Source organism: Pseudarcicella hirudinis (assembly GCF_900115665.1).
GTDB classification, from domain to species: Bacteria; Bacteroidota; Bacteroidia; order Cytophagales; family Spirosomataceae; genus Pseudarcicella; species Pseudarcicella hirudinis.
Genome location: NZ_FOXH01000010.1, coordinates 71,150 through 88,459 on the forward strand (window position 1 = coordinate 71,150; position 17,310 = coordinate 88,459).

Annotated in this window: 14 protein-coding genes; 1 reads left to right on the top strand and 13 read right to left on the bottom strand. The window is 38.1% G+C overall.

The genetic code is table 11. The features are described from left to right. Window positions 1–3: 3 nt before the first annotated feature. From BM179_RS16555 to BM179_RS16615, 13 genes are all read right to left on the bottom strand, one after another. Window positions 4–312, bottom strand: coding sequence for a hypothetical protein (locus BM179_RS16555; protein WP_092018273.1), 309 nt, complete (start codon window positions 310–312; stop codon window positions 4–6). A gap of 192 nt (window positions 313–504) precedes the next feature. Further along, window positions 505–888 carry a RidA family protein gene (locus BM179_RS16560; RefSeq protein ID WP_092018274.1) on the bottom strand — a complete coding sequence of 128 codons (384 nt, stop codon included), beginning with the start codon at window positions 886–888 and terminating at the stop codon, window positions 505–507. A gap of 134 nt (window positions 889–1,022) precedes the next feature. Beyond that, the gene (locus BM179_RS16565; protein ID WP_177219430.1) at window positions 1,023–2,561 is read right to left on the bottom strand and encodes a RagB/SusD family nutrient uptake outer membrane protein; all 1,539 of its coding nucleotides are present in this window, start codon (window positions 2,559–2,561) and stop codon (window positions 1,023–1,025) included. A gap of 13 nt (window positions 2,562–2,574) precedes the next feature. Further along, window positions 2,575–5,979, bottom strand: a complete 3,405-nt coding sequence (locus BM179_RS16570; RefSeq protein WP_092018276.1) for a TonB-dependent receptor — start codon at window positions 5,977–5,979, stop codon at window positions 2,575–2,577. 223 nt (window positions 5,980–6,202) lie between these two features. Further along, window positions 6,203–7,222 (bottom strand): FecR family protein, encoded by a 1,020-nt coding sequence (locus BM179_RS16575; RefSeq protein ID WP_092018277.1) that lies wholly within the window; start codon window positions 7,220–7,222, stop codon window positions 6,203–6,205. A 151-nt stretch (window positions 7,223–7,373) separates the two neighbouring features. Further along, a complete protein-coding gene (locus tag BM179_RS16580; protein WP_092018389.1) occupies window positions 7,374–7,958 on the bottom strand; it encodes an RNA polymerase sigma factor in 585 nt (194 codons plus the stop codon). 158 nt (window positions 7,959–8,116) lie between these two features. Further along, complete coding sequence (locus BM179_RS16585; RefSeq protein WP_092018278.1) at window positions 8,117–8,365, bottom strand: acyl carrier protein; 249 nt, start codon at window positions 8,363–8,365, stop codon at window positions 8,117–8,119. 186 nt (window positions 8,366–8,551) lie between these two features. Then, window positions 8,552–11,632, bottom strand: a complete 3,081-nt coding sequence (locus BM179_RS16590; protein WP_092018279.1) for an efflux RND transporter permease subunit — start codon at window positions 11,630–11,632, stop codon at window positions 8,552–8,554. Window positions 11,633–11,775: 143 nt separating this feature from the next. Continuing rightward, window positions 11,776–12,834: an efflux RND transporter periplasmic adaptor subunit gene (locus BM179_RS16595; protein WP_092018280.1), complete on the bottom strand. Its 1,059-nt coding sequence runs from the start codon at window positions 12,832–12,834 to the stop codon at window positions 11,776–11,778. Between the two features lie 107 nt (window positions 12,835–12,941). After that, window positions 12,942–14,315, bottom strand: coding sequence for a TolC family protein (locus tag BM179_RS16600; RefSeq protein WP_092018281.1), 1,374 nt, complete (start codon window positions 14,313–14,315; stop codon window positions 12,942–12,944). A gap of 126 nt (window positions 14,316–14,441) precedes the next feature. Then, entirely contained in the window at window positions 14,442–14,888 is a 447-nt protein-coding gene (locus tag BM179_RS16605) for a PaaI family thioesterase (protein WP_092018282.1), read from the bottom strand. A 9-nt stretch (window positions 14,889–14,897) separates the two neighbouring features. After that, the gene (locus BM179_RS16610; protein WP_092018283.1) at window positions 14,898–15,536 is read right to left on the bottom strand and encodes a TetR/AcrR family transcriptional regulator; all 639 of its coding nucleotides are present in this window, start codon (window positions 15,534–15,536) and stop codon (window positions 14,898–14,900) included. Between the two features lie 48 nt (window positions 15,537–15,584). Next, window positions 15,585–16,007 carry a DUF2147 domain-containing protein gene (locus tag BM179_RS16615; protein ID WP_092018284.1) on the bottom strand — a complete coding sequence of 141 codons (423 nt, stop codon included), beginning with the start codon at window positions 16,005–16,007 and terminating at the stop codon, window positions 15,585–15,587. Between the two features lie 500 nt (window positions 16,008–16,507). Between BM179_RS16615 and BM179_RS16620 the strand changes: the two genes are divergently transcribed. Then, a complete protein-coding gene (locus BM179_RS16620; RefSeq protein ID WP_092018285.1) occupies window positions 16,508–17,269 on the top strand; it encodes a phosphosulfolactate synthase in 762 nt (253 codons plus the stop codon). Window positions 17,270–17,310 lie beyond the last annotated feature (41 nt).

Below are 17,310 nucleotides of genomic sequence, written 5' to 3' on the forward strand. Positions count from 1 at the left end.
AAATCAGGGTTTTTCTTCTATTCCCATCATGGTTAAAGATGGATTAATAGTTCTTGGTGTAATGGTGATTTTGAAGACCTTATTCCCCTCTATTTTATATTCTACAGCATATCTTCCTTTTTCTTTTAAACTCCTGTACACTGCGGTGTAATTTACTTTTGTTTCCCATCCGTTAATTGCCAGTGAAGCAGCCAATAAATCAATGCATTTACTGAGATTTGAAAAATAAGAAAATGCTGTTTCTTTTTGCCTGAGAGCATTCAGATTTCCGATCGGAATGACGGCAACTTCATATATAGTTTGCTGCTTCATTTTTAATGAAAAAGAGCGTTTTTAAGATACAATGGCCAATTTGGTTAAATAATTTGAATAAATTGAAAAATAATTTCATAATTTTTCAGGCCATAAACTTTTTTAATACTTCTGTCGTTTTAACATCATACTGCTTAATAAAGCAAAAAGCCCCACTTTACGGTGAGGCTTTTTATTTTCAAAAAATCTTATCTACTGAACAACCGCAGTAAATTCAATTTCTACAAGATAGTCTGCTGAAACCAATTTGCTGATTTCATAAATACCTGTAGTTGGTTTGATTTCTCCGAAATATGCACCATGAGCTTTCGCTATATCGTCAAATTTAGTGATATCTGTTGTGAAAATTCTGGTACGAACTACGTCATTCAGACTTGCTCCTGCCTGTTCCAGAACTTTGGCAATTCTTTCTATAATATTGTTTGTCTGAGCATAAGCATCATCAGCCTTTACTGATTCACCATCAACAATAGCCACGGTTCCTGATACCTCAATAATGTTACCGAGACGAACTGCACGGCAATAACCCATTTTGTCCTCCCACGGAGAGCCCGAGAGAATATTTTGTCTTTGCATAATTGATTAGATTGTTTAATTCAATCGTAAAGATATTGACAGATGGAATCGGAAGGTAATTTTTTTGAAGATTTTGGAAGAAAGACGTATTGAATCCCGGGATAAAAGAAATTCAATACGTCTTTATAAATTAGCTAGTAACCAGGATTTTGTTTCAGATTACTGTTACTCTGAATTTCATCTAATGGAATTGGCCATAACCAACCTTTCGACGGATCGAAAGAGCGGGTATCAGCTTTAAGTCTTGCGAAAACCCATTTTGAAGGATCAGAAGGGTCAGAAAGTTTGCTGATGTCATAACCATAGACATCTTTTACAGCAGATTCAAGCTTCCATCTTCTCATATCTGAATAACGTGTACCTTCAACGGCAAATTCTACCCGACGCTCATGACGGACAATCTCACGAAGTTGTTCTTTTGACAGGCCGCTTCCTTCAGCATTTTCAATAGCTGGCATATTTACAGAAGATCTTGTTCTGACCATATTGACCAAATCATATACTTCTTTCCCTGTATTTCCGGATTCAATCAATGCTTCGGCCCGCATGAGAAGTATATCAGCATAACGCATCAGAATGTAATTTAGGCCGCAGTTATTTTTATCTGTATTGCTGATATCGGCATATTTTCTCGGACGTGCTCCGGTAATCTGCCCATCACTGGCAGGGATAAATTTAACATTTCCATATTGAGAACCCGGCAAAACCAGTGTAGCAGAGAGACGAGGGTCGCGATTGATAAATGGATCCTGCTCGTTATAACCTGAATTACCGGCATTAATACTTTTACCGTTTTTCATATAATAAGCATCAATAATATCAGAGGTAACACCCGGAGTCGGCCATTCAGAGAAAGATAAAGCAGTACTTGGCCAGGGTTGCGGGCGTAAATTACGGATGTACTGAATGTCAAAGATTACTTCCACATTATTCTCGTTCTCTTCCTTGAAAAGTCCTTCATAGTCAGCAAAAAGCCGGTATTGATTCAGATCCATTACCTCTTTAGCTGCCGCCGCCGCTTCAGTCCATTTTTCGTTATAAAGATACAAGCGGGTTTTAAAAGCTAAAGCAGCTCCTTTAGTGGCCCTGCCAACATCGGCTCCGGTATAGGAAGCAGGTAAATTGGCAGAGGCAAAATTGAAATCATCAATAGCTGCTGCAAGAACCTGATCTTTGGCCGTTCTGGTTACTTTAGCTTCAGAAAGGGGAAGGGTTTTCAGAATCAAAGGAACATCTCCATAAAAATGAGCGAGATCGGCATACATCATTCCTCTGAGGAATCTTGCTTCAGCCTGCATTCTTTTTTTAAGTGTTTCGTCAATTTTAACATTCTGGGTATTTTCCAGGAAAGTGTTTACACGTCCGATTGTGCTGTAAGCAATTCTCCATTTTCCCAAAGCTCTGCCACTGCTTGAGTTTTGCTGCCATTTACTGAATTCCAGCGAACCCTGCCAGGCATGATGGCAAAGGTGGTTGTCAGACATGAAGTCGTATTGATACCAGTTGTCATTAATGGCAGAATAAATCCCCATCAAAGCCATATCTACTTCTGTGGCATTGGTATAAAATGTTTGCGGAGAAAATTGATCTAATGGTGATTTATTAAGCAGGTTGTCGCTGCAACCGCACAATAACAAGGTCAATGCTAAGAATATTTTTCGGGAATTTTTCATGTTTCTGGGGAAATTAGAATTTAACATTAAGACCTAGCGTGTAAATCCGAACTTGCGGATACGCTTGCGCACGGACCTGATCCACAGGTTGCTCAGGGTCAAAACCTTTAAATTTGCTGAATGTCAGAGCATTTTGGATATTGGAATAAATACGAATACTTCCGATCCCAATTTTAGATAATACAGATGTCGGTAAAGTATAACCGATTTCGATGTTTTTAAGACGCAGGTAAGAAGCGTTTTCTACGAAGAAATCAGAATGGATATTGGTACGGGTTTCATCAAAAACCAAACGAGGATATTTGGTATTAGGATTTTCAGGAGTCCACCTGTCCATCCACCAGATACCATTGTTTGAGAAGTTTGAGAAAGGAATATACAATTCCTGAAAACCATAACCCTGGATTCCCTGTACTCCCTGCCAGAACATGCTGACATCAAAACCTTTCCAGTCAGCATTTAGTTGAACTGAATAAGTTAAATCCGGGAATTGCTTTCCGATGATTGTACGGTCTTTGTCCATCGTAACTTTTCCGTCCCCGTTCAAATCTTTAAATTTAAAATCTCCGGGTTGCGGATTGAAGTTAGCTACCGTAACAACGCCTTCTTTTAGCGTGTACTTACGCTGGCTGTTCGGAATGCTTGCATCGTTATTATTCTGCCAGTTGAAATCTGAAATCTGGTATAAGCCATCTGTCTGATAACCATAGAAAGAATTGATTGCATATCCTTCGATATAAGCCTTCTGACCATTGATAATCGGACTGCGGCCATACAGATCCGTGATTTCATTTCTGATATGACTTAAATTTACGGTAGCTCCGAAATTTAACTTATTGGCAAATTTCTTGCGATAAGAGACTGCAAATTCAATCCCGCTGTTTTTAACTTTTCCGACGTTCTGGAAAGGAGGTGTTAAATCTCCCATGGTAATAGGGATAGGGATTTGCATTAAAATATCATCCGTTTTCTTCTGGAAATAATCTAATGTAAAGCTGAAACCATTTGAAAGTGTCAGATCTGCTCCGATATTCGTTTGAGTGGTAGTTTCCCATGAAATATCTGTATTAGCTAAAGCCGTGGCTGCTACTCCGGGTTTAAGTGCTCCTCCTAAAGTATAATTTTGTCCGGAAGACAAAGTACTTACATAGGCATAATTGCTGTTAATATTCTGGTTACCTAAACGGCCCCATGAAGCTCTTAGTTTTAACTCTCTGATTCCCGGAATTTCATCCTTGATGAAGTTTTCTTCCGAAATACGCCATCCGGCTGAAAATGACGGGAATGTTCCCCATTTCAACCCTTCTCTGAAACGGGAAGACCCGTCCCGTCTTACATTCGCTTCAAATAAATAGCGGTTATTGAAAATATAGCCTACTCTTCCGAAAACAGATTTCAATCCGAGGTCATAAGCACCGCCTCCGTTAGACATAGTTGCCGCATCCCCAAGGCCCAACTCAGGCTGAGTGTTGTTGACAAAGTTTTTGCGGTAGGCATTGCTCCAGTCTGTTCTGAAGCTCTCTTCTGAATAACCTGCCAGCAAAGCAATGTCATGTTTCCCGAATGATTTGTTATATCTGAGTAAACCGTTCAGAAGTGTTTGTGAATCCTGCTGGTTATTTTCCGAAAGATCAGATGGCAATTTGTTATAATTTCCATCTAATTTATAAAGTGAAATATTCGCATGATAGCGATTGGTTTGTGTCTGAATCCAGTTGTATCCCAGGTCTAATTCAGCACTTAGTCCGTCAAGAATAGTATATTGTGCTTCGATCTGGCCATTAAACTGATGACGTAAATCTGTGGCGGTACTTCCTGCCATTGTTTCTCCATAAAAATTCCGTTCACCGATTACAGCAACATATTCACCTTTGCTGTTTCTTAATGGCCAGACCGGAGCAGTAGTAGCATACCATTTGGTGTTCCATTCATCTGCAGGAGACAATCGGTTACTGCGATTTCCCGCAATTCTTCCTGAAAGACGTAAGGCTTTGTTTTTAAGGAAATAGGCATCAAGGTTAGAGCGGAAGTTGATACGATCATACTGGTTGGCAATCAGAATCCCTTTTTGGCTGAGATTCGAAAGCATGAACGCGTATTTAAGGTTATCGTCCCCGCCCGTCAGACTAAGGCTATGATTTTGCATAGGAGCTTTGTCATAATACACATCGAAATAATTGATATTCGGATAAAGCGGATCACTTCCGTCTCTGAATTTCTGGATTTCTGCAGCAGTGTATCTGGGTTGACGGCCAGAATTAATAGAGGCCTCATTGTATAAAGTGGCATATTGCTCGGAATTCATCACTTTTGGCAAAGAAGTTGACTCCTGCATACCGAAATAGGCGTTGTAAGAAACCTGTATTTTTTTGGAAGTACCTCTTTTTGTGGTGATGATGATTACCCCGTTTGCGGCTCTGTTTCCATAAATTGCAGCCGAAGAAGCATCTTTTAACACAGAAATGGTTTGAATATCCTGTGGGTTTACATCATTGATATTAGCCGGAAATCCGTCTATTAATACCAGAGGATTACTGTTATTTAATGTCCCGACTCCGCGGATATTGATTACAGCATTATCATCTCCCGGTTTTCCGGAAGTCTGAGCCGCATAAACCCCCGGAATCTGACCTTGTAAAGCAGCACTCGAATTGGTAAGCGGACGGGATTGCAATTCTTCCATATTTACAGTTCCAACTGCGCCGGTCAGGTTTACTTTCTTTTGGGTTCCGTAACCTACCACAACCACTTCATTTAAACTGCTGACATCTGCAATAAGCGTTACATTCAGGACAGAGCGGTTGCCAACTGTAATTTCGGTTTTCTGATATCCTACTGATGTAAAAATCAGAATGGCTTTTTCATCAGGAACTGAAAGTCTGAAATTACCTTTTTCATCAGTAGTAGTACCTTTATTAGTTCCTTTAATCTGAATACTTACTCCTGGAAGAGCCTGATTATTGTCTCCGCCAATTACTTTTCCTGAAACGGATTGCTCCAGAACTTCCGTGTTTTCTTTGGGAAGGGATACTTCCTTTGGGCTGATCAGATGCTCTTCAGCCGGATTCAGAATAATTTGCCCTCCGATAACTTTGAAGGAAATTTTCATGGGTTTTAAAAGCCCGTCCAGAACTTCTGATAATTTGGATTCGGAAGCGTTGATATTTACTTTTTTATTTACTTCAATAGACTTTGAGCTATATACAAACTGTACATTGGTAAGATGTTCAATCTGGGAAAGGGCAACCCGTAATTTTACGTCTTCGGCTTTGAGCGTGAGGCTCTTATTGAGGAAGTCCTGCGCCATGCCGTCATGTGCTTTAGACACTGCGACAAAGGTGATTGCCAATACGATTTGATAGAAGGAAATTTTCATAATGGTTAATAATAAGCCACTACATTGTCGATTTTTTTTCATACATTTGATTGGTTTTGTTAGTTAAAAGATTAGACAAAACAAGCCCTCCTTTCATCTGAAAAGATGAATAGTTTCGAAGCTGAGAGGGTTTTTCAAAGCTGGCAATGGGGGAAACATTGTCAGCTTTTTTACATTTCCGGGGGATTAACTTTTCATATTGTTTTTGAATTTTGTGTTAGGGTTAATTAATAAATACTTCGGGAATCTGTTTCTGAATCAGAACTCATTCGCATCCTTTTCCGGTGATAAGAATAGTCGTACCGTTGACTGTGTAGCTGGCCCGCATTACTCCGCAAATAATATCCAGTTTGGTATAGAGAGGTTTTTCAGCAAGATTTGCTGTAATTGTACAAGTGCTTATATGCTCATTTTCCAGCATAATGTCAATTCCGTAATTTTTCTCCAGATCGTCTAAAACTGCTGACAACGGAACATCATCATATTTGAAAGAAATAGCATTTGATACATTATTAAGCTGAACCGGTTCACTCACCAGACCTGTTACGAAAAGATTGCTTTCCTGGAAATAAGTGACTTTATGATTTGGGGTAAGAATTACACCGTTTTCTTCTTTTTTACCTGTTATTGTTTTTTCAAAAACAGATACACGCCCTGTTACAACTTCGACCTCAATATTAGCTGTCTTAGGCTCTGATTTTATAAAAAAGCTGGTTCCCAATACTTTGGTTGTTATTTTTCCGGCATAGACAAAGAAAGGTTTTTCCGGGTTTTTAGTCACATTGAAAAAGGCATTTCCTGCTAGATACACCTCTCTTTTATCAGAAGAAAAATGATTAGGGACCCGGAGTGAACCTGCTGGCTGAAGGGTAACTTTTGTTCCGTCTTCCAGGGTAATTATCTGTTTGGCGGATGAGGTATTTGTAGTAGTATAAAATCCTTCAGTGTTTTTTTCAGTAATTAATGTTTCTGTATTTTTTTGATTGATCTTCAGAAGAGAAAACGTTAATGCCAGTAAAAGGCAGGCAGCAGCACTGATACGGAAAGAAACTTTTTTCCATAAAGGAATCTCTTTTGTCTGAAGAGGAAGGTTGATTTTAATGGTTTTTTGTTCAATTTTCTGCCAAAGCTGAAATTTATAATCATCAAGCTCTTCTATCGAGGTTAACTCTTCAGGCTCTCTGTCGAGAAGGTCGTACCATTGTTCTACCAGGGTACTTTCCTGCGAGTTGCACTTACCGTCGATATATTTTTGTAAAAGTTCTTTAAATGCTTTCCGACTCATTGGATGTTGAAATTGAGCTTATGTATGTTTTCGGATATATAAGTCAATTAACGCTTTCTGTTCCGCAAAAGGTTTTATAAATTCTTTGAAAGTTTATAGTTTTTGTAATGTTATGCTAACATGTTCTTTGTAAAATACAATGAAGATTAGTTTATTCCCCCTGAAGCAAAATTAAAATCATGGCGAAAGAAGTGAATTCCTGCAGATGCGTCTGGAGGATTTTGAGTGATTTGGCAAGATGATGCTGAATGGTGCGCTCCGGAATACTGAGCAGTTCGGAAATTTCCCGGACAGATTTATGTTCGATATGGTTTAATTTGAAGATTTCCCTTGTTTTTTCAGGAAGCTGGGCAATTGCGCTGTCTATAGCTGCTGTAAGTTCAGACAAAGCGACCTGCTCTTCTGTAGGATTAAAAGCATCCTGTGCTAAATTTTGGGCATAGCTGACGTATTTCTCTTCAACAATCTGTGATTTAATATGATTGATGATCTGATAACGCAAAGAGGCAAAAAGATAGTAGTTGAGCTGGGAAATCTGAAGCTGATCTTTCTTCTCCCAAAGTCTTACAAAAAGATCCTGCAAAATTTCCTGAACGGTTTCTCTGGACTGAATTTTTCGCAGGGCAACATGAAATAGTTTTTTCCAGTATCGATTGTAGATTTCCTGAAATGCGGATTCATCTCCTGTTTTGAGGAGTTTTATCAACAGTTCATCACTCAACAATGCATATTCCATAAAAAACATTTTTACAAAGTTGAAACAAAAATCAAAAAACTCAAACTATAATACAATTTTATATGATTTGGTTTCAATTTTGTCAAATGTTCTCAGAAACTATCAAAACTAAAAAACGTCTGAGTTTGCTGTTCAGACGTTTTTAGTTTGATATGGATTTATGCGTTGACTAATACCAGGTTTCGTTCCATCAGTTCTGTCAGTTGTTTGACAGTTTGAATGTTATGTATTTCTTCATCAGGAAGATTTACATGGTATGTATTCTCTAAATGAACAATCACCTCCAGATACTCCAAAGAGTTCAGTCCTAAGTCTGAGCGGAGATTCTTCCACGGTTGAATCAAAGTCGGGCGAATATGAAAATTCCGTGAAAGAAATTGCTGAAATTTCTCATAATTGAACTTCATGGTTTTCTTTATATTTGATAGGTTGACGATTGATTAAAGCCTAAAAACGAGTATCTGTCGGATTTAGTGTTCCAAATTTGTAAAATATTACTGAATTTTCCACTTTTAATTGATGAAATAATGAATAAACAACACCAATTATGCTTATTCAGGGATAAAAGGTGTTTTGTACATTATACAGTTCATTTAAAATATAGAACCAGTCTGATTGTATTCTTCCTTTGGTTGAATTGTCGGCGGTAACAGCTTATACATAACAGGCGTCACCAGACGAGCCAGTAATGTTGAACTGATTATTCCTCCGATTAAAACTAATGCCAGCGGAGAATACAGATCGGAGTACTCAATTACTAATGGAACCAGACCTCCGATGGCTGTTAACGAGGTAAGTACAATCGGAACAAACCGTACTTCTCCCGCTTCTCTGATTGCCTCTTCGAGTTCCATTCCGTCCTGTCTTAACTGATTGGTAAAATCTACCAATAAAAGAGAGTTTTTAACCTCTATTCCAATCAGGGCAATAAAACCTACTACTGCGGTAAATGACAGGGTTTCGCCCCAGAGCAGCAACATTAAAATCGCACCTACAATCCCTAAAGGTATGACAGACAGTACAATAAGTGTTGATTTGAAGTTGCGAAACTCCAAAATCAAAATGGCAATCATTCCAAAGACAGTTATAAGGATAATAACCCCTATTCCTCCGAAAGATTTTTCTGCATTTTCTGCTTCTCCGGCTACAGTGTAGTAAAAACCTTTTGGAAACTTAAACTTATCAAGCTTCTTAATTACTTCCTGATTTGACTGGGCTGTATTATATCCTGATTTCAGAAATGTTGAAATCGTTACATATCTGTCCTTGTCATAATGGAGAATCTGATTCTGAGAAGTCTCAAAACGTACGTCCACTAATTGTTTCAGAGGAATTGCCACTCCATTTGCATTATTGACGTACAAATGATCAAAAACTTCAAGGTCTTGCTGAACTCCCTTCCTTGGAATAGAAATATTGATATTATAACCATCTTTCTGGCCGTCTTCCCGGTATGTTCCCATGTTCAGGCCAGCAATACCTAACCTTACAATTCTGTCGATTTCTGAGGAATTTACCCCAAGCAATCCTGCTTTTTCTTTATTAACAACTACTTTAAGATCAGTTGGTTGAACCTTTAGCGGGTTGTTGGTATAAATTGATCCGGGATGGTCAGCCAGGATTTTCTCTATTTTAAAAGCGACACTTCTCAGGGTATCAAGGTTATCTCCAAAAATCCGGTAAGCTAATGGTGCCTCAAGAGGAGGCCCTTGTTCAAAATCTTTTACCTCGATTTTAGCATTGGCATATCCGACCAGTTTAGTCCGCAATTCGTCAATCAATGTTTTCTTCTCCTGAGTTTCCATATCCTCAAGAAGAACGAATATTTGTCCCGTATTTTCAGATTGCCCTTTCTCTATGACGTTATAATAGATTCTTGGATTAAAGCGACCGACGTTTGAAGCGAAATTTTTTACTTCCGGTACCTTTTTTAGCTCATTTTCGACAAATTTTACTGCTTTTTCAGTTGAAGCCATATTCGAACCAACCGGTGTTTCCACATTTACGAGAAACATTGGTTTCTCTGAAGTAGGGAACAGTGAAAATCCGAGGTATAATTTTGCAATGAACATTACTCCGACAAAGACTCCCATTCCGGCAAGCAGGGTACTTTTCGGATGACGAAGGCACCAGTCCATTAACTTTCCATAAGTTGCTGAAATGATCTTTTTCATTCCTCTCAAAATGAAATTCCCTTCAGGATTGTGTTTTTCTGACAAAAGAACCGATGAAAGAAAAGGTACGATTGTCAAAGAAACCAACATGGAAGCCAGTACCGTAAATATTACAGCCATAGGAAGGCTTCGGATAAATTTTCCGGCCGCTTCCGGGAGATTGGCAACAGGCAAAAAGGCAAAACACAATAAAACCGTACAACCTAATACTGCAAGACCAATTTGTTTAGTTGCTTCAATAGAGGCTCTTTTTCTCGGAATCCCCATTCTCATAAACCTCTCAATATTCTCCACAACCACGATGGAATCATCTACCAGAATTCCCAGTGCGACAATCATACCTACAATAGAAAGCTGGTTGATGGTGAAACCGAACAGGTATAACATCGTCAGACCAATTGCTAAAGACAATGGGATTGAGATCATTACAACGATACTTGCCCTTGTTCCAAGTGGCAGTAAAGTAATAAGAACCAATAAAATGGCAATACCAAAATCTTTTCCGAAACGACTTAACCTTTTGTTTACTGAATCGGCCTGGTCAAAGACTGTTACCATATCCACACTTTTGGGTAATTGTGCCTTAAACTGAGCAGCGATAGGATCAACTGTATTCCGGATGGCAATAATATTCTGTCCCTGTTTCTGACAGGCGGTTACAAAAACACAACGATGCCCGTTAAGCCTGGTTTTATGCGTTTCATCTTCGTAGGCAAATTTGACATTAGCAACATCTTTCAGATAAACGATTTTTGAACCATTGGTAAAAACAATCGTGTTTCTGATTTCATCCAGGTCCTGATAAGCGCCGGAGGTTTTAACATTAAATTTTTTAGAAGCAAGATTAATACTTCCACCCGGAATATTGATATTTTCTGACTGAATTGCTCCGATAACACGGTTTACAGGAATTTTATCCTGAGCCATTTTTTCCAGATTCAGCTCGATTGCTATTTTTTTCTCCGGAAAACCCCAGGTTTTGATATTGGTCAGAGATTTAACCTTCTCTAATTTCTTTTCAAGGTCTTCAGCATGCTCCTTTAATTTGGAATAAGGCAGATTCTCACTGACTAAGGCAAACTGATAAATGTTAACATCAGTTGGTCTGAATTTTTGGATACGAATATCAAGGATTTCGGCAGGAAGGTCTTTTCTGATGGCATTTACTTCTCTGACAACTTCCTGATATTTTTCTTCCGGATCCATTGAAAAATCATACTCTATCTGAAAGATTGCAGCTCCGTCAAGAATAGTTGTACGAACTCTGTTGATGTTATCAAGTTCATTGATTCTTTTCTCAAAAGGGTCAACAACGAGCTCTTCCATATCTTTCGGAGTTGCTCCCGGATAAATAATCGTTACGCCATATTGCGGGGATTCAAATTCCGGATCTTCTCCCCTGGGCATATTGAGGAGGGAGTAAAGTCCTATTGAAAGGACGGCCAAAAACACTACTAAGGTGAATTGGTAGTTTTTTACGGAAAATTCTGAGATTCTCATACTAAAATGATTTTGAAGGATAGAATGCGTGAGGTATTCTCACACTCTTTTCAATATTTCAGGAAGAAAACAGGCATATCCGGCAAGCTGAAATGATACTTACCTGATATAAATCCCGCTTTCTTACAAATAGCTGTTTCCTGTTATTGTACAACTTTGACTTTTGTGCCATCAACCAGGTAGGCAGAGCCATCTGTAATTACAGACTGAATACCGGACAATCCGCTTTCTACAAAGGCTTTGTCTGTCGTTACGCCGGCCAGCTTGACTAAATGTTTTTTTGCGATATTTCCTTCGAGTACAAATACGTAGGCATCTTTACCATTTCCTTCAATAATCGCATCAAGCGGAACAGAGGTAAACTTCTGAATTACAGAAGGAATGATCAGAGAATTGGCAAAAAGGCCAGTCGCCATTTTGCTACCGGAAGTATTGAGTTTTAGTTCTGCCTGATATAATCCGGAAGTCTGATCGGCGCCTTGTGATAAATTTGATACAGAAGCAGTAAAAATCTGATTCGGGAAAGCATCCAGCTGAACTTTTGCGTGATCGCCGATTCTGAGACGGGTCCAGTCTTTGTCGGCAATTCCTACCTTTACAACCCAGTCATTAGCTCCGGTAGCATTGATAAAAAGCACTCCTGTACCCGCATTGGCTAATTCCCCTTCATTCATTAGTTTTTTTACAACTACACCTGAAGTTGTGGCATAAATTTTTGAAAAACCCTGATTATATTTAGCGATTTCCAGATTTTGTTTGGCAACACTAAGCGCCGTGCTAAGATTTTGAACCTGTTCGAGTGTAGCTACGGAGTCTTTGTACAGATTATTTATTCTTTTAAGATCCCTTTCAACTTTAGAAACATTATCGGTTGCCTGGCTTACCTGAGCGTTAATTTCTGTGAGGTTCAAAGTAGCAAGAAGCTGTCCTTTTTTTACAGATTGTCCTTCCCGAACATATATTTTTTCAATAATTCCGGTGGTTTTGAATGACAACCTGGCTTCGGTAAGTGAAGAAACCAGACCTGATGCTTTTATAGGTTCAGTGTTATTTCCTTCGGTAATATTGATCACTTTTACGGCAATTACTTCATCAGAAGAAACGGCTTTTTGATGCGTATTTCTTTTCTTTCCACATCCGGCAACGGTGACAATCAGGATTGAAGAAAAAATGAAAGATATGGCAAGTATTTTGTTTTTCATTTCTTTAAGTAGTTGAATGTTAGAATATTGTAATGCACAGTTTCAGTTTTTACGGTAATGGATTATCCGGTTTTGTCAAACGGAAACCGCAGATATTGACGGTTGAATTATTGGTTTAAGTCATAGCTTGCTTTTGCGCGCTCCAATTCTGCCCAGCGAAGCCATACATCGTATCTTGCAAGAGATTGCTGTAACTGAGCGGCGGTAATTTGAGTTTGTGCATCAAGCAGTTCAATAAAATTCAGCTGGCCTTCTTTATATCTCCGGAATGAATCACGGTAATATCTTTCCGCTGTTGATACCTGTGTCGCTTTACTTTCAAAAATCTGTTTGGCAGACTGATAAGAATTATGTGCTAATTCAGATTGCAAGTCTAACTGGTTTTTTACCTGAATAAGCTGTTCATTCAAAGAAGCCAGTTCCATTTCAGTTTGCTTGACTTTCAATTGATTACGACCGAAGGTGTATACTGGAATATCGAATGAAATACCGACCAGGAAAAAAGCATTAGGTTTGAAAAAGTTTTTGTCAGAGGCAAAAATAGTAGAAGCATTTCCCTGAGAACCGAAGTCAAAAGAGGCTCCTATTTTTGGTTTTTTATAAGACTGATTAATATTCAGTAGCTGTCTGTTGATATTAATTCCGGTTTGCAGTTTGTCAAGTTCTTCTCTGTGACCCTCATTAATTGTACTGTGAAAATCGGCCTTGCTATAGGTGGAGTCTTCTTCGATGCTAATAGTAAAATCACGATTTAACAGGAAGTTGAAATAAGCTGCGGCATTTTTTTTATTATTTTGAGCGGCCTCGATTTCAGATTCGATTCTGCTGATTTCATTTCTGGTGCGAATGAGAACAGAAGGATTGGCAGAACCGTTGGCAATCAGGCTTTGATTAACCCTTTCGCTTTCGCGGAGTAATTTTAAGGCATTTTCATAGATTTTGATGGCTTCCGCTGATTTGAGATAATTGAAATAGGCAGATTTGATGTCTTTGACTAATTCCCTTTTCAGTACCTGAATTTCGGTTTGCTGTAAATTAATCTGCTCTTTTTTAATAGACTGATTGTACTTTATTTCAGCATTAATCAGGGGCATGGTGGTTTTAAATCTTGTGTCGTAAAAGTTTTTTGGGACGAGCTGTTCGCTTACATTGTCGATCTGGGGAAATAAAGAAGTCTGGGTTAGCTGATTAAGTGTTTTATAAACCGGATTAAGCAGATCTCCTACCGGGAAATCGATCTTTCTCCCACCCATAGCAGTTGAATAGGTGGTATTAAAACTCACAGTTGGCAGAAAGAGTGTTTTAGCTTCCCCAAGCGCAAAAATGGCCTTTTGGAGCTGAAAATTCTGTTGCTTTAGTATCTGGCTGCTTTTCAATCCCTCCTGAATATAAGCGTCAAGTTTCTTATCCTGAGCATGACTCAGGTAGCAGGGGAAGGTTAAAAAAGCCAAAGTGATGATTGTTAGGAGTTTAGCTTTCATTATATATATTTATTATTTGAGTTGTATTAATTTAATGAACACTGTTCAGTGTTTAGGCAAAATAAAAAGCATCAGTTTTCCGGGAAAATCATAATGCTTTTAAAATTTCAACTTTACTCTGTAATCTTATCCGGGAAGAATCGTATTACTTGTTGCTACTAAATTGGTAGAACATTTTGCGATAATTTGTCCGTCCGTATTTTTTATATTGCCTTCAGCATGAGCTATCTTTTTCCCCATTCTGATGATTTTTGAGGTTACAATCACTTTTTCTCCACATTTTGCCGCAAAAAGATAATCAATTGAAAGGTTAACAGAGCTATAGAAAATATTGTTGCTCAAAGTATAGACTGTCATGCCGATTATATCATCAAGCAGTGCGGCGGAGGTGCCACCATGTAAAATACCAGCAGGGTTACACATATCTTCTCTTACTTCAAACTCAGCTGTTATGGAACCCTCTTCTGCATGAATCAGCACTCCATTAAGCCATTTTGACATAGGAGAGGGGCTATGATTTCCTATCGGGGAATTAACTTTTGACTTAAAAAAGTCGAGAATTTGATTGCTCATGCGTGTCTTTTATTGATTTTCAGGCCTGGAAATGGTGTTTTGTTTAATCATTCCCAGCATTAATTCCACAGAACCGTATAACAGTTTTTCAATATCAAAATCCTTGAAAATATGAAACCTGTCACGAATATGCAGGGAGGTGAGTCCATGCATATATGACCAGATTGAAATAGAGAGCAGATTAATCTCTGTAGGTTGAATATATTGTTTTGCGATACATTCTTCCAGGGTTGTTTTCAGGTAAGTCAGACATGTCAGACCGCAGTCCCATCCTTCATCTGTCTCTTTGATAGCTTCCATGGGTGCTTTCTGAATAAACATCAGGTCATAAATTTCAGGATTTGTGATGCCAAATTTCATATAAGTATGGCCTAAAGCACGAAGTCGCTCAAAGGGATTTTCGATTGAATCTGACAACCTGAATTCTTCAGTAAGTTTTTCAAAACCTAATTCGTGTACCTCATGGAAAAGCTCATTTTTATCCTTGTAGTACAAATAGATAGTTGCCGGACTATATTCAATGCGTTCTGCGATAGCTCTGATAGAAGCTTTTTCGTAACCTTCTTCGATAAAAACGTCCTTAGCGGCTTCCAGAATTTTGGTCCGCATTTCCTGTTTTTCCCTGGTTTTTCTTTCTGTAATTCCCATTAATTAATTTTAAAAAGATTAGTAATGGCCTGGAAACCAATTACTTTATTATTTAGCTCTTGTCCAGACCGTCGTACGGCCAAGTAAAGAAAATCCAACAAATCCTCTGATGTCCAATTGATTAGGATTTTTCAGCTTCATGTTGGAAGAATACGTTTTACCGCTTTTAGGATCATAAATACTGCCATTTTCCCAGGCTTTTCCGGTAAAGTCAAAATCCTTTAGAATTACCAGACCAATCAGGTCTTTTCCTCTTAGAGATTCCTGTGGATTTTTCACATCCTTTGTGTCTCCGTTTTTCCCCCAGATTATTTTTCCGAAATATTTTTCACCCTGCTTAAAGATAGTGATTTTCCCGTCCTTTTCCTGAGTAAGCCAATCCCCAAGTATATCATCCTTATGAAGCGACTGAGAAAAGCTAAAGTTTAATGTTAATAAAGTTATTGTTAAAAAGCTGAATAGAGTTTTCATAAAGATTTGAATTTCAGTATTGTTGTTTAAAGAAGGAGTTAAAGACTTACTAGTATAGTTATATTTAATATTCAATGTAAATTTAATAAACACTGTTTAGTAAATCCAAATTTTTTCAGGACTTTTTAAGAATTCGGCAAATATTTTCAAAATTGGCGGGCAAAAAATTGCAGTTTTTCAGGATGAAAAATAGATTTTTCAAATAAAAATTAAATTTAGAGAATAAATTCTACGAAAAATTATTTTTTTAAAAATAGTAATTATCTGATTTTTAGGTTATTATGTTGTTTAGGTTATTGATTTAACACAATTGAGATTATTATTTGGTTGTGCTATAAGGAGGATATGCTTAATTTTGTGGTCTATGTCATTAACCATTTCATCTTCGTTACGCAATTAAGATTTAACAACTGAAATCATCGGTTAATCAAAAGTAGATTTTTAAGTATTATTAAGATGGGTTGAGGAGAGACCTCCCTCGGAAAAAATAATTAGAAGATATGAATTATCCACTTACTCAAATTCCAGAAAGAACTGAAAAGCCGCGCCAAAAAGGATTGACAATGGTGATGGACAAAGGACTAAGCCTAAGACAAGTTGAAGATTTTTTGGAGACTGGTGAAAACTATACTGATATTGTTAAACTTGGTTGGGCAACATCATTTGTTACACCAAAATTAAAAGAGAAATTAGCCATTTATAAATCGGCAGGTATTCCTGTTTACTTTGGAGGTACTTTGTTTGAAGCATTTATTGTTCGTAAAAAGTTTGATGATTATCGCAGGATTCTGGATCAGTTCGGAATGGAATATGCAGAGATTTCGGATGGCTCTTTAGAAATGGATGGTGATGAGAAATGTGAATACATCAGACAATTGTCTAAGCAGGTAACCGTTTTGTCGGAGGTTGGTTCTAAAGACGAGGCAAAAATTATACCTCCTTACAAATGGATTAAACTGATGAAAGCGGAGTTGGAAGCTGGTGCATGGAAAGTAATCGGGGAAGCGAGAGAAGGAGGGAATGTTGGTTTGTTCCGTTCATCCGGAGAAGTACGCCAGGGTCTGGTAGAGGAAATTTTAACTGAAATTCCGGAGGAAAAAATCATCTGGGAAGCACCTCAGAAGTCTCAGCAGGTTTGGTTTGTTAAATTAGTAGGAGCAAATGTAAATGTCGGAAATATTGCACCACATGAAGTTATCTCACTTGAAACAATTCGATTGGGGCTTCGAGGGGATACATTTTCACACTTTTTAGATAAATAAAAAGAGATTTATGGCCCCACTTCAATTTGAAGAGGGGCTTT

Bases quoted from the DNA above. Each gene is read 5' to 3' on its own strand.
- BM179_RS16555 (WP_092018273.1), bottom strand. From the start codon at position 312: ATGAAGCAGCAAACTATATATGAAGTTGCCGTCATTCCGATCGGAAAT.
- BM179_RS16560 (WP_092018274.1), bottom strand. From the start codon at position 888: ATGCAAAGACAAAATATTCTCTCGGGCTCTCCGTGGGAGGACAAAATG.
- BM179_RS16565 (WP_177219430.1), bottom strand. From the start codon at position 2,561: ATGAAAAATTCCCGAAAAATATTCTTAGCATTGACCTTGTTATTGTGC.
- BM179_RS16570 (WP_092018276.1), bottom strand. From the start codon at position 5,979: ATGAAAAAAAATCGACAATGTAGTGGCTTATTATTAACCATTATGAAA.
- BM179_RS16575 (WP_092018277.1), bottom strand. From the start codon at position 7,222: ATGAGTCGGAAAGCATTTAAAGAACTTTTACAAAAATATATCGACGGT.
- BM179_RS16580 (WP_092018389.1), bottom strand. From the start codon at position 7,958: ATGGAATATGCATTGTTGAGTGATGAACTGTTGATAAAACTCCTCAAA.
- BM179_RS16585 (WP_092018278.1), bottom strand. From the start codon at position 8,365: ATGAAGTTCAATTATGAGAAATTTCAGCAATTTCTTTCACGGAATTTT.
- BM179_RS16590 (WP_092018279.1), bottom strand. From the start codon at position 11,632: ATGAGAATCTCAGAATTTTCCGTAAAAAACTACCAATTCACCTTAGTA.
- BM179_RS16595 (WP_092018280.1), bottom strand. From the start codon at position 12,834: ATGAAAAACAAAATACTTGCCATATCTTTCATTTTTTCTTCAATCCTG.
- BM179_RS16600 (WP_092018281.1), bottom strand. From the start codon at position 14,315: ATGAAAGCTAAACTCCTAACAATCATCACTTTGGCTTTTTTAACCTTC.
- BM179_RS16605 (WP_092018282.1), bottom strand. From the start codon at position 14,888: ATGAGCAATCAAATTCTCGACTTTTTTAAGTCAAAAGTTAATTCCCCG.
- BM179_RS16610 (WP_092018283.1), bottom strand. From the start codon at position 15,536: ATGGGAATTACAGAAAGAAAAACCAGGGAAAAACAGGAAATGCGGACC.
- BM179_RS16615 (WP_092018284.1), bottom strand. From the start codon at position 16,007: ATGAAAACTCTATTCAGCTTTTTAACAATAACTTTATTAACATTAAAC.
- BM179_RS16620 (WP_092018285.1), top strand. From the start codon at position 16,508: ATGAATTATCCACTTACTCAAATTCCAGAAAGAACTGAAAAGCCGCGC.